Genomic DNA, 14,221 nt, shown 5'->3' with positions numbered 1-14,221 from the left:
ATAAAATATTCGTAAAATATTACTTCTTTCGAAGGTTGAACTCAAAAACATCTGGTCTGGCATAGTGTCCTGTAGCGTCAAACATCCTTTTGGCGTGTATGATATCCTTTAGGTCTATTTCAGCATAGACGATCTGTTCTTTTGCTTCAACAGGCCCGGCTAATAATTTTCCATTGGGAGCAATGATGCAACTATTGCCCACATTGACCCACTCCCTTCCTTCAGGATATAATTTTTTAAAATCATAACGATCAGGAATGTCATCCATTTTTAGCGGCATACACGCAGAAATGATAAATAGCCCCCCTTCACGCGCTATATGCTGCATACTTTGCAGCCAATTTGGGCTTTTATCCCAGGTAGGTGTAGCCAATATCTGGGCCCCCTGCTCATATATGCAATTTCGAGCCAAGGGCATAAAATTCTCCCAGCAAACAAGGCCGGCTAATTTGCCAACAGAAGTATCGTAGGCTTTTAAGGTCTGTCCATCTCCCTGCGCCCAGATAAGTCGCTCTCCCCCAGTGGGTATTAATTTTCTGTGCTTTCCAATAATCTCTCCCTGATCATCTATAAAAAGTAAACTGTTAAAAAGACTGGCATTACTCGTTTCTGAATTTCGTTCATGCATTCCCATGACCACATGTATCCCTGCGGTTTTAGCAGCTTTGCAAAGCTTTTTCGTACTGGTGTCTCCAACTGAAATTGCATTTTCTACCAGTTCGACATATAACTTATTGAGCTCGCCGCCTTTGCTATTTGGAATAAGCCAGACCCAATCAGGATAACCCGAAACAAAAGCCTCCGGAAAAACAATGAGTTCTGCTCCAGCTGCACCTGCCTCCAGAATTACTTTACAGGCTTTTTCTATGGTTTCTTCTTTGTTTAAAAACACAGGAGATACCTGAGCCGCTGCCACCTTTTTAATATTATTCATAGTTCTATCATTCTTGTTTTCTAAGCATGACCCCGCCAACCCTCATACCAAAGTCAAATGCGTAGTTTGACTTAACGTGAAAATTCGCATCGATCACTTTTAAGTTTTGACGATTTTCATCTGGTAAAACCAGTAAAAATACCACATGGTCTTTCTCAAAATCAATAGTCTCTTTTATCCTGGCATCCAAAACACCTCTTAGTTCAATACCGTAATTAGCCTTAGCAATTTCAATCTGAATCAAATGGGCTTCTCCGATTTTTGCACTGATGTTGTTATAAGCAGCTATGTTAATTTCTACCGGAACTTCTCCCATAGATTTAGCAAAATCCACGTGCATAAAACCTCCAACTCCTGACCACTCCCCAATCAAATATGGATGCGAATCAAGAATTTCCTCAGGGCTTGATTTATCATGAGCACAAGAAGTGAATAACACAATAAAGCAAAGCAAGAAAAATTGTTTCATAACCAGGCGTTTTGAATCTTCCTCCTCAAGTTAATAAAGAATTGTCAAAAAAATGCTATTCATCAGAAGAATTAACACTCACTTGCTCAATCAGTTCAAGTCTTTTTACAATTGATTTTCTTGGTAGTAATGTGCCAGGAGATAATACTGCATTGGCTCCTATTTTAGTGCCATCCCCTATAAGTGCTCCGAATTTGTGGACACCCGTATTGATCACATCAGCCTCATACAGAACAAAAATAGCCTTATTTTCACGTTCATTAAAGTGATTTGCTGTAATAGATCCTGCTTCAAAATTAACATGACTACCAATGATACTATCTCCAATAAAATTAAAATGAGCCACAGCACTATGATCAAAAATAATAGATGATTTTATTTCGCAGCTTGTTCCTACTCTGGCTGATTCGCCTAAAATCACACCATTTCTCAAATATGAATTTGCACCGATAAAACAATCCTTACCAATGATTATAGGCCCCTTTAAAATTACGTTTGATTCAATCTTCGCTGTTTTATGGATGGCAATGCTGTTATCAATAATAAAATCATCATCAAGTTCGGCGATCATTCCTTCAATAATTGGCTCCAAATTATGAACCAATTCCCATGGCTGATTTTGGTCTTGATTGATTTTAGTCGAAAATTCCTCAATGTAAGTATCTATAGCTATCATCTTTCGTATAATTCTAAGGGTAAATCATCTGGATCAAAAAAAAATGTAAACTTCTTGTGCGTCATGTCATCAACTCTAACCGGTTCAGCTTGCACACCCTTCTTGGCCAATTCCTCGATACTTGCTTCAAGGTCATCCACCTCAAAAGCCAGGTGTCTTAATCCAAGCCCTTCTGGTCTGGTCAATCGCTTTGGCGGATTTGAAAATGAAAAAAGTTCAATCATATACTGCCCATTAAGCGAAAGATCTAACTTAAATGAATCCCGCTCCTTACGGTAGATCTCCTGCTCTATTTTAAACCCTAACACCTGCGTATAGAAATGCTTTGATCTTTCATAATCACTGCAAATAATGGCAATATGGTGCATTCGATTGATCTTAATCATGAACCGAATTATTTAATTTATACACTCTCAAACTTTCTATGATTACTGTAAATATAATTATCCCTCCTCCAATAATAGTATTCAATTTAGGGTATTCATGCAAAAATATCATTCCGATAATGATCCCATAAACCGGTTGCGCGCAACTCACTATGCTTGCCGTAACCGTTGAGAAATACTTTAAACTATGTAAGAACAAAGTATGCCCGATAGAAGTGGTTAATAAAGCCAAAACAATTGTGGCCGGCAAATATGCTATCACATTTGAACTATCGAGAACAAAGGCAAAAGGGCTCAAAACAATGGTGATTACAAGTAATTGGTATACCATCAACAAAGAACCATCATAATGATTGATTTTACTCTTCATGATGATGTTCCGGGTAGCATAGCAAAAGGCCGAGAAAATACCAAAACCAACTGCTTTAAAATCGTCGTTTTGCAGATCAAAATCAGGAACCAAAAAGTAGATGCCTACCAACACCATCAGGCTTAATATCAAATGTATTTTTAAAATTTTTGTCTTAAGAATAATGGGTTCCAAAACAGCTGTTATAGCAGGATAAGTGAATAATGACAACATGCCGATTGCTACATTTGACAATCTCAAGGCATAAAAATAAGTGATCCAGTGAAGGCCCAGTAACAAACCTCCTAATAGTATTGTCTTTCTGTCACGACCCTCAACATAAAAACTTATCTTTTTCCATCTGCAAAAAAAGTAAAGTGCAACGCCACCTAAAAGAGACCTTAATCCTATAGTAAGGGGTATGGGTAAATCTATAAACCTTCCTAATGCTCCGGAAGTACTTATAAAAAGTATTGCCAGATTAAGTTCAATAAAATTAATGGTCTTTATCCCCTTGTTCATTTATGTCTATAGCGGTTCTTATAAATTCAATGCAGCAATTTACAAAATACCTTTGGGTAGAATTTTTCTAGTCCAGGTTTTAACCCTTTTAATTTTACTCACCTCAGCATCTGGATTATATTCAAAGGTTGTTTCCCATGAATTCTCGGGCTGAAATTCTTGCTCCATACCCTTTAAAACGCCAGCTGAAATTTTTTCTGAATGAATTACCGTGATACATTCAGTGTTCAGGTTGGCACTTCGAGGATCTAAATTAAAAGTTCCTATGACCGTTACCTGACCATCGATTACCATCGATTTGGCATGTAGACCAAATATTGGTGTATGATTTAGGGTTCGTTGTAATTCACCGGTCATCACCTTAGTCCGTTCTTCAGCATCAGGTCTGAACTCAAATATCCTAACACCTGTCTCAAGGAGTTTTTGCCTGTCTGTTTGATAACTACTAAAAGCCTCAACATTGTCAGTTGAAGCCAGGCTATTTGTCAAGATTCGAACTTTCACGCCTCGCTGTACAGCTTCACGAAATAAGTTCTGACTCAATTCAGAAGTAATCAAATAAGGCGTTTGAATATCCAGAGAAAACTTTGCACTTTTCACTAGCTGAAGCAGTGCCGTTGTTGTCTCACCTCCTCCACCAAGGCCACTTGTTTCTTCATTTTTACCTGGAATATCTGAAATAAATTCAACCTCATCAACCCATGTTAAGCCACCGGAGTTCTTTATCTCATCGAAACGAGATGGTAAATTTTCTATTTTTGTTCTGACCTGAGGCCAGAAATTTTCAGGATTACAAGCATACTCATGAAGCCGCTCAAAAGTTACTTTATTAATGGAGTCGTTAGAGACAGCATCACTTAAGTCTGTGATCGGAACGCTTAACGAATCTTTCCAAAATTCATCAAAAGAAACAGCCACATCTTTTGTCACTTTCCCTAATAATAAGACGTCTCTGTCTCTGAAATTGTATTCATGATCATAGTCAAAGTATTCATCCGCTATATTGCGGCCTCCGGTAATTACAACTTGCTGATCAACTATAAATGTTTTATTATGCATGCGTTGGTTAGCAGATCGAAATTCAGTGACAAACTTTTTCGCTTTTTCAAAAATACTTTTCCCAAGATTCACTCCGGGGTTGTAAATTTTAATGCTAATATTCTCATGCGAGTCCAAAGTCAAAATGTCTTCAATTTCAGCATTAACCATAATATCATCTACCAATAGTCTTATTTTCACACCGCGATCAGCAGCTCTAACCAAATAATCTATGGCGATCAAACCCACATTATCTGTTGAAAAAATAAAGTACTGTATGTCAATTGTCTTTTCAGCATATGAGGTAAGCCAGGCTCTTGAGATCATTGATCCGGCGCCATCTTCTAAAACATACACTCCTGTTTTAGACTCCATCAAGTTTTTTACATCTTGTAACTGTTCAGTTAAACTAATGCTGTCGTTGCGGTGAATGTTTGCACAAAAATCAGTCTTCTCATCTAAAGGCTGTGTTGCCTCCTTGCCGCAAGACCAGCTCATGAGAAAAAGGATGATATAGGTTATTTTTTGCTTTCTCAAGCTCCAAAATAAATTTAGATTTGGTTCTGACATTTTGATATCCTTATTCAGTAATTATTATTCCATTCTTCATCTCCTCTTCTGTTGGTCTTTCAAACCAATTCTCCATAAATTCAAAATTCTCATCTGTCACCTCAAATTCAAAGGTTGCACCCTTTTCCTTATTGCGACGCCAGATTCGTTCTAATCTAGTTTCTCTGGAAATATCCAGAAAATGGGTTTTTAGCTCAAATCCATTTTCTGTCGCAAAGTCTCTGAATTTTTTCCGATGTGTCGCTTTAGAAAGTCCTAAATCTAGAATTGCATCGGTCCCGGAAGCTTCCAATTGTTTGATCAAGTCGATCATAAGGCCTTCAGCCCGCTCTATGCGTTCAAGAAACCAATCCAGCCCATCATCTTCTTTTTTGTCAGGAAAAAACAAGGCTTTGTTCCATTGGTCTATACTAAATATGAGACCGCCTGTTTCTTGTTTTAACTTATTTGAATAGGTCGTTTTTCCAGACCCTGTATTCCCTACAATAAGGTGTATCATACTTTTTGATAGAATTCATTCCCCATATTTTACTTTCCTTCTTCCAATTTCAGAAATTTGGCTGCATTATGATATAGAATATTACGCTTATCTTCTTCGCTTAAAAACTCCATACTATTGAGATAGTCTATTGACCGATCAATCGCATCTGGCCAGAACATTTGATCTGAACCAAACATCACGCGATCCAGATAGCCTGCTTCCTTTGCATTTCTTAAAAAGTTTTTTATAAACCTTTTTGTATTGTTATTGACCCACAACATCACTGCTATATCTGTATACAACCTTGGATAATAGTCCATCAATCTGATAGCGTGTTCAGGCCAATCTTCACCTCCTGCATGCATCATATAGATTCTTAACTTGGGATGTTTTACCAAAGCATCTTCAATAAGATAAGGATCTCCTAAACGTAACCTTGCCTTTGGTGACCAGGTATAAGTTCCTCCTGGCTCGCCCCCTCCAGTATGCACTGCCACTGGAATATCATATTGTTCGCAAATAGTGAGGTAGGGCTCCCATTCAGCATCACTTAAAGTACTCCCTGAATAATAGGGGCCTATTTCACCAAATACCTGAATCGTTCCATCTTTTACCAGTTTTTCAAAAAGGGCAGGATTCATGCCTTCATCTTTCGAAGATGCCATAAAAATGCCCCGTATAATCCTGTTATCAACATCGTGCTCTTTCCAATACTGAACACTTTCTAACGAACCACTTACTACTGCTTTGGTTATATTATATTTTCTAAATCGCTCATAAGTCTCCTTAAAATGTTCCTCTTTGCTTAACGCCCCTTCATGACCGTAAAAATCTTTAATCCCATTAAATTCAATCTCCTTTAATGTGGCTGAATCATAGTCATAAGAATGCACGTGCATATCTATGATTGGAAGTTTTTCTTGAGCAACCATAAGGCTCAAACTGCCCACGAACAGGAGTGTAAAAAGCTTACATTTCATATTATTTCTTTATTGTTTTTTTGATTCTTTTTTACATTAGATACACTAGAACGAAGTGTTGACCTACTTATCATTTAATACATGGTATTATTATGAGCAGACGTTTCAGGGATCTGCTGCATCGCATCCCAGTGCTCAACAATCTTACCGTGCTCATCAAATCTAAAAAAATCCATTGTCACGTATTGATCATTGCCTGGCCATACCTGATGTGTATGCAAAGCCACTAGTTCTCCTTCTGTTATTCCTCTGACAAATTCAATTGATTTCTCAGGATACTCGGCATGCATTCTTTCAAAATAGTCAATAAATGACTGCTTCCCGTCTCCTACCAGCGGATTATGTTGAATATACTGATCACCAACAAATAATTCAACTGCTTTTCTTGGATCCCCTTCATAGGCCATTCTATAAAAGGCAATTGCATTTTCTTTATTCAGGTCCAATCGTTTTTCCATTTGTTTACATATTTGGTTAAACCAGGTCATCATTCCCTAGGGATTAAGATAATATTTAATCATCTAAAGTCAAATTTAAAAACCTCCAAACTATTCTCAGCAATTCTATAAATCAAGAATACTTTCAATATCTGTTGCTGGGATGGTCAGCAATCCAGAGGCTGGAAGCCTTCTGGTTAATTCCCGCCAATTTTCATCTTTTGCAAAAACCTGTTTAAAAATAGGCAAAGCTTCATCCAGACGGTTATTGTTTGCAAGGGTAACTGCCTTCCAATACTTCATTTCCAAATTATCGGGAAACATCTTTTCTGCAGCTCCGTATTCATCAAGTGCCAGTTTCATATCCCCTTCTTCCATGGCAACGTCACCACGATTAAGGTGGGCAAATGCCTTGTGTACCTTTAACAACCTTTCCAGCTCTTCTAAAGGTGCCTGATGATCATCCACTCTCAGGTCAATTTTCTTATCCAGCCATGGTTCTTTTACTTTTTCTGCATTGACTACAATCAAAGCAGCTGATTGCTGTCCACGGATATCTCCACCTGCTTCTTGAGCAGCTATCAAGACCTTTAAAACACGATCTCCTAAAGGTAAATTTTTATGCTCTTCAAAAGCGCGAACCATAGCCGGAACCACTTCATCATTGAGCATCATATTGGCTTGAACAGAAAAGTTTTCACCAACATAATGACTGGCAGATTCAATGCATTTCTTACCGGTATAGGCACTAACTTTACCATTGACATCCAACATAGCTACCTGCCTGACATCCCTGCCTTCATCTTGTGCAATTAATAGGTCAAGTACTTCTGGAGCACTCTTGCCCTCATCCATCAATTTCAATCCTTCCGGACCTAAGGCCGGGTTTACAAATGATTGGGTAGCGACAACTCCAACACCTGATTGGCCCCATGAAACGATCGTGCCTACCGCGAACCAATGACTTTGTACCGCCACAGCCATTTCACCTGTGACTTCATCTTTGGCTACAATAGAAAAGGTATGGGCGAAAGCATCTTTATAAACGCGCTGTGCATTTGTTTGAAACATGGTGATACTTGTTAAAATTAAAAATAAGGTTCTAGTTAGTGTTATTTTCATATCTGTTTAATTAAAGTGTTAAAAGAGAAACCAGCCGTGACTTCCTGCTACGACACCTGCAGTTGTAATCAAACTCAATAAGAGTAAGAACCAATGTGCCTTGTGCATAATAGAGAAAGTTTTACCGGGATTTATTTCTGCATATTTTCTAAATAATTTGTGTAATACCAATGGTTCTAAAACGTATAAAACCAATGTAAATAAGACCCAAACCAAGGTCATGGCATGAATCCACCAAAACTTAAGGTTTAAGTATCGGTCCCATCCATCTATGGCATACAGCATATAAAAACCAGTTATTCCAGTGAGTAAGGTTGTTACCTTGGCCTGGACTGCAAACCTACCTTCGATCTGCTCGAATGTCTTGATTTGATCTTCCTTGGATTTTAATTTTTTGATGGCCGGTATCAAAACGGTTGTTACCATGCTGACTCCGCCGATCCATAAGATGACAGCAATCACATGAACAACCCGTGCCAATGTATAATATTCCATTTCCATATTAGTGACTATTACAATCTAATTTTTGTCTTTTACCCACTTTAACCTTAAGCCTGAATTTGCCTTTTCAACTGGCTGTAAGATCAAGGTATCTCCTTTAAAAGTATACCTTCTCTTAACGACTGCATTCCAGTCACCAGGGTTCGAATGAGATATTCTGGCGTGCTCAACCGTACCTGCTTCTTTATCAACCTTATATTTTGCGACATAAACATATGAGCCGGTCAGGTGTTTTAAAGCAGCTGTAGAAATGGTATCCGTGAAATTTGCAAACCGAATCTCAGTATCTTGATAACCCGAAGTAGTAAGATGAACTGACATATTGTTTAGATCATCATATAAAATATAACCCTGCATGCCGTCTCTCCATTGTTCCCATTGATTCGTTTCCGGATTCAATTGATCCATAGCAGCTAATGACCACAAGCCGGTAAATGGATTTGTTTCTTTTTGTTCTACCGCTTTACTACAACTGATTGTTATACTAAATACAAATAGGGTAATGATGATTCTTAAATAATTCATATATTTTTAATTATGGGTTGTTTTTTAGGCTACTTAATAGTGCAGCACATATTAATTTTTGTCATTGTAATTTACCCTTCAAAAGCAGCTTAACACCATCCTGCCATTCATTTTTTAAAATGCTAAGCACAATACTGTCGCGTCTTCCATTAGGGCTTGAACAGTTGCTCCTTAGAACACCTTCTTCGATACAACCTATACTTTTCATGGCAGCTATTGATCGTTTATTAGTGGCATCTGCTCTAAACTCAACACGTTCCATATGCCAGGATTCAAAAGCATGACTTAATAGTAAATACTTGCAATGCTTATTTAAGCCTGTACCTTGAAATTTTTTACCATACCAAGTATAGCCTAACTGTACCGTCTTATACAATTCATTATAATCATAAAATCGCGTGGAGCCAGCCACCTCATTTGTAGCCTTATCAATAACCAAAAATGGATACGACTTGCCCTCTTTTCTATCATGAATTGCCTTAGAGATATAGTGTTCTAAGTTCTCAACACCACTGGCAGGTGTTAAAGAGTAAGTCCACAATTCAGGTTCATTTAGAGAAAAATGCATTAACAGTTCTTTATCCGAGATGGCTAAAGGTCGTAGCAAAACCCTTTCATTTTCAAGTATGATATCTCTGTTAAAATCCTCGCTCATTGTTTTATTTCAAATATACCAAATCCATACTACTTATATAAGTCGAAAAAAATTGTGCTGGTCGAATATAATCTTGATTACTCGGATGAGAAACATGAATTGTTTAATCCTCAAAAACAGCTACGGCTCTTACAGGAGAACCAGTACCGCCCATAATCTTAAGAGGAAGCCCTATAAATCTAAACCTGCCTCTACCAACTAGTTTATAAAGATTGATCAAATTCTCATAATGCGTAAAGCCCAATTCACCACAAATATGATGCACTTCTTTATTTGAAACTCCAGACACACCAGGAGACATCGTTTCTACACCAAAAGCCGAGACCTGTTTCTCTCCCAACCAACGAGCTGCCTCTGCAGTTATCCCTGGGCCATTATTCCAGTCGTTTTTACCAAACATTTTTCTATAGTGATCGGTATAAAGCAATACCGTATCTCCTTTTTGAATAATCAATCCATTTTCTTGGCAGTAGGCTTCAATTTCAGCTGATGTGATTAACTGTCTTAAACCCTTATGTGAAAAATCCAGACAAATTCCTTCGGTGTAAAACATGGATAATGGCATGGTATCGATTGACTGCCCTTTGTATTGTTTTGCCATGTGGTTTATGGCATCAACGTGAGTCCCTGTATGTTCTCCCAGTTCTAATTTATGGACCGCCGGCGTCTTTACTTTTGGATTCTTAATTCCTTCCCATTCTTCATGTGAATTATGAATTGTCATCTTTACCCGAGGAAGGTCCTTAAAAACAGGCATCCCCTGATAAATCCCTTGACTTAAATCAATAATCTCTGCCATAAACGCTATTTAAAAAATAAATCTACTTACTATTACAAATCGCTCTGACCCTGTCTTGCAGTATAGGAATCACTTCTATTTCAAACCATGCATTTTTACTTAACCAAATGTTATTTCTCGGAGATGGGTGAGGCAAAGGTAAATATTTTGGCAAATATTCAGCATGATTCTTTACCGTCTCAGTCAGTGTTTTTTTCTTTCTTTCCTTCAGATAATAGGATTGCGCATAAGTCCCGATTAAAATGATGATTTGTAGGTTCTTCATTTCCTTAAATAAGGATTCATGCCATTCAGGAGCACATTCATTTCTTGGTGGCAAGTCTCCACTCTTTCCCTTCCCGGGATAACAAAAACCCATAGGGATCAACGCTACTTTTTCAGCATTATAAAAATCAGTGTTATCTATGCCCAGCCATGCTCTCAACCTTTCTCCGCTTTTATCATCCCAGGGTATTCCTGATTTATGGACCACTGTTCCCGGAGCTTGTCCAATAATGGCGATCTTGCTATTCCGGTGGGCAGCCAATACAGGATTTACCCCATTGATTAAATGCGGAAGACAAATGGTACAACTTCGTATTTTATCAAGTAGTTCTTTCATCCCTTAAATAGATCTAAAAAAAAAGTCTTCCTCACAGTGGTCTGTATATGGCACGAGGATAGTCAAGTATATTAACTGTATCTAACTCCAATTTTCTGATGGCATCTTTTCCGATCCATTTACTCGCCTTACTATCCAGGTTTACTATTTCATGAGCGAGTTGAATAGCCTTAAGATTCAAATCAATATTCCGTTTCCCTATGCTTCTCAAGGCCCAGTTAACCGCTTTTCTCACATAAAGACGGTCATCATTTGCTTCTCTTTTAATGATAGGTAAAAATGTCTCAAAAACTACATTAGCCGCTTTCTTATCTGCCATACAATAAGCAGCCATGATGGCAAAACCAGCCCTTTTCTCAAACTCAGCTTCCCTCTTGGTCCAGTTTTGTATTTTATCAATTGCCAGCTCGCTTTTAGCAAACAACCCCATGCAGAAACTGTCACAAATCTCCCAGTTCTCAAAAGTAATAACCCAAGTCTCCATAAGTTCAGCAGTCAGGTCTTTTGGATTAAATATCTTGCTGCACAGCAGTCTGGCTTCATAAATGCCGCTGTCAAATAGCTGTAGTGCAAGGTCATTGTTTCTTCCTATCTCTTTGGCAATAACACGTAAGTCTTTGTGGTAGATACCCAGGGAATTATGAGAAATAGCTCCAAACTTCTTTTCCTTATAACGAACCACCTCTGCATCCTGAAGATCATAAAGGCATGCCAAGACTTCTTCTAATTTCACAAGTTGTATTTACTGATTATCCTCATTTTCTTTTAACTTCTTTTCAGCTTCAAATGCCTCAGATCTTTTGATTTGTTCCTCAAGATCCCATTCAAAATCAAATCGCGCTTTCAAAAACTCCGCAATGGGTCCTAAACCAATTTCGGCCCTTCTTTTATCAATATTTACCGGGTCATAAACAGGCCATACATTGAAACTTTTGGTTTCAGGATAGTACTTCATCTGACCGCCATATATCTGAAGGTCGCCTCGTTCAGTTGCGATACGGTCTTCTGCTCTAACTAATAACTGAGGATTTAAATTCCCATCTTTAACAGCCTTTTTCATCATCGGGAGGTAAAGTATCCTGACATCATTGTCAGCGTGTTGAATTACATTGCAAATGGTCCGATTCCCTCTTTCTCCTATGATCGCTACATCCGGCCATCCATCATTATCTAGCATCTCACGAATCTTCCGCTCATTGATGATATGGTTTTGTTCGTAAATCTTTTGCTGTTCTTGTGCTTCTTTGGAATCAACACCGTACTTGTCTATATATTCATCTCTTAAACTGATAGGCTCTTGTTCTGAGCTAAAAACAGTATCAAGCATGGCCACCAGATCAACACTAACATCCTTAATTACCGGCGCTTCCTTATTATCATTTTTTGTATTGCAGGCCATTGTCATGATAAACAACAATACATATATAAGTTTCATCTTAATTACTTTCTTGATCATATCCTTATTTATAGTATCAACTAATCTATTTTTTTGCTTTTATCCAGCGTTCTTGAACCCATGACTTCTCTTCTTCATTATTTAAAAAAGTCCAGGCTACAATTCTACTGGTTTTGTTTCCTTGTCCCATAGGGATGGTTTTATATTCTTCTACCTCCAACTCGTCTAGTAAAGTATAAATTTCCTTTAAGGTTGATTGCTTAGAGACCAAAGTCGAAAACCAACAACAGGCTTTGCCAAACTTTTTACTTTCCTTGATCATCCTTCGGATAAACCGCTTCTCTCCTCCATCTGTCCATAATTCTCCTTCTTTCCCTCCAAAGTTCAGTTCTGCTTTTGTGACTTTTTCTTTCTTTAGGTTACTTAGTTTACGCAGCGTGCCAGCCCTTGACTCAGCCTGAGAAGCATGAAATGGTGGGTTGCAAATAGTAAGATCAACGCGCTCAGTCTTTAGCAGCACTCCATAAAAGATATCAGATGATTTAGGCTGTAACCTACATTCAACTTTTTCTTTTAGATGCGGATTCTCCTCAATTATTTTATTGGCAGCATCTATAGCAACAGGATCAATATCCGAGCCTATAAATGACCAGCCATATTCATGCACCCCAATGATAGGATACACGCAGTTGGCACCTACTCCTATATCCAGACAAGTGATCCTTTCTCCATCAGGCAACCTGCCGAAATTACTTATACGCAAATGATCTGCCATATGGTGTATATAATCTGCCCTTCCGGGGATGGGTGGGCACAAATAGCCTTCTGGAATATCCCAATCCTTTAGCCCATAATAATGGATAAGCAAGGCTTTATTGAGCATTTTGACAGCGGCTGCATTGAAAAAATCAATTGATTCGTCGCCATATTTATTCTCAACGACAAATTGTTTCAATTCCGGGCAACTGCCTATAAGTATTTTAAAATCATATCGCTCTCTATGTTTGTTTCGAGGATGTAATTTTGGCTTTTTATCAGGGTGTTTCTTCTTTTTATCAGACATGAAATTCTAAAGCTGGTTAAGTTGGTAAGATAAGAAAATCTCTTGGGACAATTTCGTCTATTGAAAGCCCAAAGTAAGTACAATTTAATAGTTGAGACTGCTTTTAAAGATATGCTTGAATTGAAAGGTATAATTGTTCTACTTTTTCTCTGGCCCATGGTGTCCTTCTCAAAAATTTAAGACTAGACTTTATCGTAGGATTCTTTTTAAAACAATTAATATTAATTTTTGATGCCAGTTGTTCCCATCCATAATGGTCAACCAATGACTCTAAAATGGTAGCTAATTTGACTCCATGCAACGGATTGTTAGGTTGTTCCTCCAATGGTTTATTTTTATCTTTCATCTGCCTCTTGATTTGCGATTTATTAGACCATTGACTTATTACAATAAGTCGCCTTTTCAAAATCTCTTATATTGATTGATATAATAGGAACAGCAGGAAACATCGATTTCAAGGCTGCAACAATCTTTTCTGACAAATCCTTTTTCTGACTTATGGACCTTCCTTCCATCATATTGGCAAATACATGAATGAAATCATCCTTTGAATTACCAACATTGTAATATTCAAAAGGGTTTATTCTAACCTTTATATCACCTTTTTCAAAAAGTGCGCTGTCTTCAGCAGTATCATAAACCTTTTGAATAATTTCATCAGGTGTTTTCAATTCAATGATATGTTTTGAGCAATCTATTATAAAATGTGGCATAGCT

Annotated in this window: 20 protein-coding genes; all 20 read right to left on the bottom strand. The window is 37.8% G+C overall.

Annotated elements, in window-relative coordinates:
- Positions 1 to 19 precede the first annotated feature (19 nt).
- The 20 genes from QWY87_RS11465 to QWY87_RS11370 all read right to left on the bottom strand — a co-directional run bounded on the left by QWY87_RS11465 (position 20) and on the right by QWY87_RS11370 (position 14,217).
- A complete protein-coding gene (locus tag QWY87_RS11465) occupies positions 20 to 934 on the bottom strand; it encodes a carbon-nitrogen hydrolase family protein (protein WP_290291272.1) in 915 nt (304 codons plus the stop codon).
- A 7-nt stretch (positions 935 to 941) separates the two neighbouring features.
- On the bottom strand, positions 942 to 1,403 hold the full coding sequence (locus QWY87_RS11460; protein WP_290291270.1) for a hypothetical protein: 462 nt from the start codon (positions 1,401 to 1,403) through the stop codon (positions 942 to 944).
- Between the two features lie 55 nt (positions 1,404 to 1,458).
- Positions 1,459 to 2,079: a DapH/DapD/GlmU-related protein gene (locus QWY87_RS11455; RefSeq protein ID WP_290291268.1), complete on the bottom strand. Its 621-nt coding sequence runs from the start codon at positions 2,077 to 2,079 to the stop codon at positions 1,459 to 1,461.
- A complete protein-coding gene (gene gloA2 / locus QWY87_RS11450; RefSeq protein ID WP_290291266.1) occupies positions 2,076 to 2,465 on the bottom strand; it encodes an SMU1112c/YaeR family gloxylase I-like metalloprotein in 390 nt (129 codons plus the stop codon). Before gloA2 ends, QWY87_RS11455 begins: the two co-directional genes overlap by 4 nt.
- Positions 2,458 to 3,336, bottom strand: a complete 879-nt coding sequence (locus tag QWY87_RS11445) for a DMT family transporter (protein ID WP_290291263.1) — start codon at positions 3,334 to 3,336, stop codon at positions 2,458 to 2,460. The genes gloA2 and QWY87_RS11445 overlap by 8 nt, the downstream gene beginning before the upstream one ends.
- Positions 3,337 to 3,375: 39 nt before the next feature.
- The gene (locus QWY87_RS11440; RefSeq protein WP_290291261.1) at positions 3,376 to 4,911 is read right to left on the bottom strand and encodes a phospholipase D family protein; all 1,536 of its coding nucleotides are present in this window, start codon (positions 4,909 to 4,911) and stop codon (positions 3,376 to 3,378) included.
- A gap of 43 nt (positions 4,912 to 4,954) precedes the next feature.
- Complete coding sequence (locus QWY87_RS11435) at positions 4,955 to 5,443, bottom strand: P-loop nucleotide/nucleoside kinase family protein (protein ID WP_290291259.1); 489 nt, start codon at positions 5,441 to 5,443, stop codon at positions 4,955 to 4,957.
- A 29-nt stretch (positions 5,444 to 5,472) separates the two neighbouring features.
- Positions 5,473 to 6,405, bottom strand: coding sequence for an amidohydrolase family protein (locus QWY87_RS11430; protein WP_290291257.1), 933 nt, complete (start codon positions 6,403 to 6,405; stop codon positions 5,473 to 5,475).
- A gap of 74 nt (positions 6,406 to 6,479) precedes the next feature.
- The gene (locus QWY87_RS11425) at positions 6,480 to 6,863 is read right to left on the bottom strand and encodes a nuclear transport factor 2 family protein (protein ID WP_290291255.1); all 384 of its coding nucleotides are present in this window, start codon (positions 6,861 to 6,863) and stop codon (positions 6,480 to 6,482) included.
- Between the two features lie 105 nt (positions 6,864 to 6,968).
- Positions 6,969 to 7,964 carry a DUF1028 domain-containing protein gene (locus QWY87_RS11420; protein WP_290291253.1) on the bottom strand — a complete coding sequence of 332 codons (996 nt, stop codon included), beginning with the start codon at positions 7,962 to 7,964 and terminating at the stop codon, positions 6,969 to 6,971.
- Between the two features lie 18 nt (positions 7,965 to 7,982).
- On the bottom strand, positions 7,983 to 8,459 hold the full coding sequence (locus tag QWY87_RS11415) for a hypothetical protein (protein ID WP_290291251.1): 477 nt from the start codon (positions 8,457 to 8,459) through the stop codon (positions 7,983 to 7,985).
- Between the two features lie 24 nt (positions 8,460 to 8,483).
- Complete coding sequence (locus tag QWY87_RS11410) at positions 8,484 to 8,990, bottom strand: lipocalin-like domain-containing protein (RefSeq protein WP_290291249.1); 507 nt, start codon at positions 8,988 to 8,990, stop codon at positions 8,484 to 8,486.
- Between the two features lie 61 nt (positions 8,991 to 9,051).
- The gene (locus tag QWY87_RS11405; RefSeq protein ID WP_290291247.1) at positions 9,052 to 9,645 is read right to left on the bottom strand and encodes a GNAT family N-acetyltransferase; all 594 of its coding nucleotides are present in this window, start codon (positions 9,643 to 9,645) and stop codon (positions 9,052 to 9,054) included.
- A gap of 103 nt (positions 9,646 to 9,748) precedes the next feature.
- Entirely contained in the window at positions 9,749 to 10,444 is a 696-nt protein-coding gene (locus QWY87_RS11400) for a cyclase family protein (RefSeq protein ID WP_290291246.1), read from the bottom strand.
- A gap of 22 nt (positions 10,445 to 10,466) precedes the next feature.
- Entirely contained in the window at positions 10,467 to 11,045 is a 579-nt protein-coding gene (locus tag QWY87_RS11395; protein ID WP_290291245.1) for a uracil-DNA glycosylase family protein, read from the bottom strand.
- A 31-nt stretch (positions 11,046 to 11,076) separates the two neighbouring features.
- Complete coding sequence (locus QWY87_RS11390; RefSeq protein ID WP_290291243.1) at positions 11,077 to 11,778, bottom strand: DNA alkylation repair protein; 702 nt, start codon at positions 11,776 to 11,778, stop codon at positions 11,077 to 11,079.
- Between the two features lie 9 nt (positions 11,779 to 11,787).
- Entirely contained in the window at positions 11,788 to 12,501 is a 714-nt protein-coding gene (locus tag QWY87_RS11385; protein WP_290291242.1) for a DUF6624 domain-containing protein, read from the bottom strand.
- A 25-nt stretch (positions 12,502 to 12,526) separates the two neighbouring features.
- Positions 12,527 to 13,504 carry a 23S rRNA (adenine(1618)-N(6))-methyltransferase RlmF gene (gene rlmF, locus QWY87_RS11380; RefSeq protein ID WP_290291240.1) on the bottom strand — a complete coding sequence of 326 codons (978 nt, stop codon included), beginning with the start codon at positions 13,502 to 13,504 and terminating at the stop codon, positions 12,527 to 12,529.
- Between the two features lie 103 nt (positions 13,505 to 13,607).
- Positions 13,608 to 13,850, bottom strand: coding sequence for a VF530 family protein (locus QWY87_RS11375; RefSeq protein ID WP_290291237.1), 243 nt, complete (start codon positions 13,848 to 13,850; stop codon positions 13,608 to 13,610).
- Positions 13,851 to 13,872: 22 nt separating this feature from the next.
- Positions 13,873 to 14,217, bottom strand: coding sequence for a 5-carboxymethyl-2-hydroxymuconate Delta-isomerase (locus QWY87_RS11370; RefSeq protein ID WP_290291236.1), 345 nt, complete (start codon positions 14,215 to 14,217; stop codon positions 13,873 to 13,875).
- Positions 14,218 to 14,221 lie beyond the last annotated feature (4 nt).

It is taken from the genome of Lutimonas halocynthiae, from assembly GCF_030409835.1.
Lineage (GTDB): Bacteria > Bacteroidota > Bacteroidia > Flavobacteriales > Flavobacteriaceae > Lutimonas > Lutimonas halocynthiae.
The sequence above is the reverse complement of the archived record's forward strand: the minus strand, read 5'-3'. Positions and strand labels throughout refer to the sequence as shown.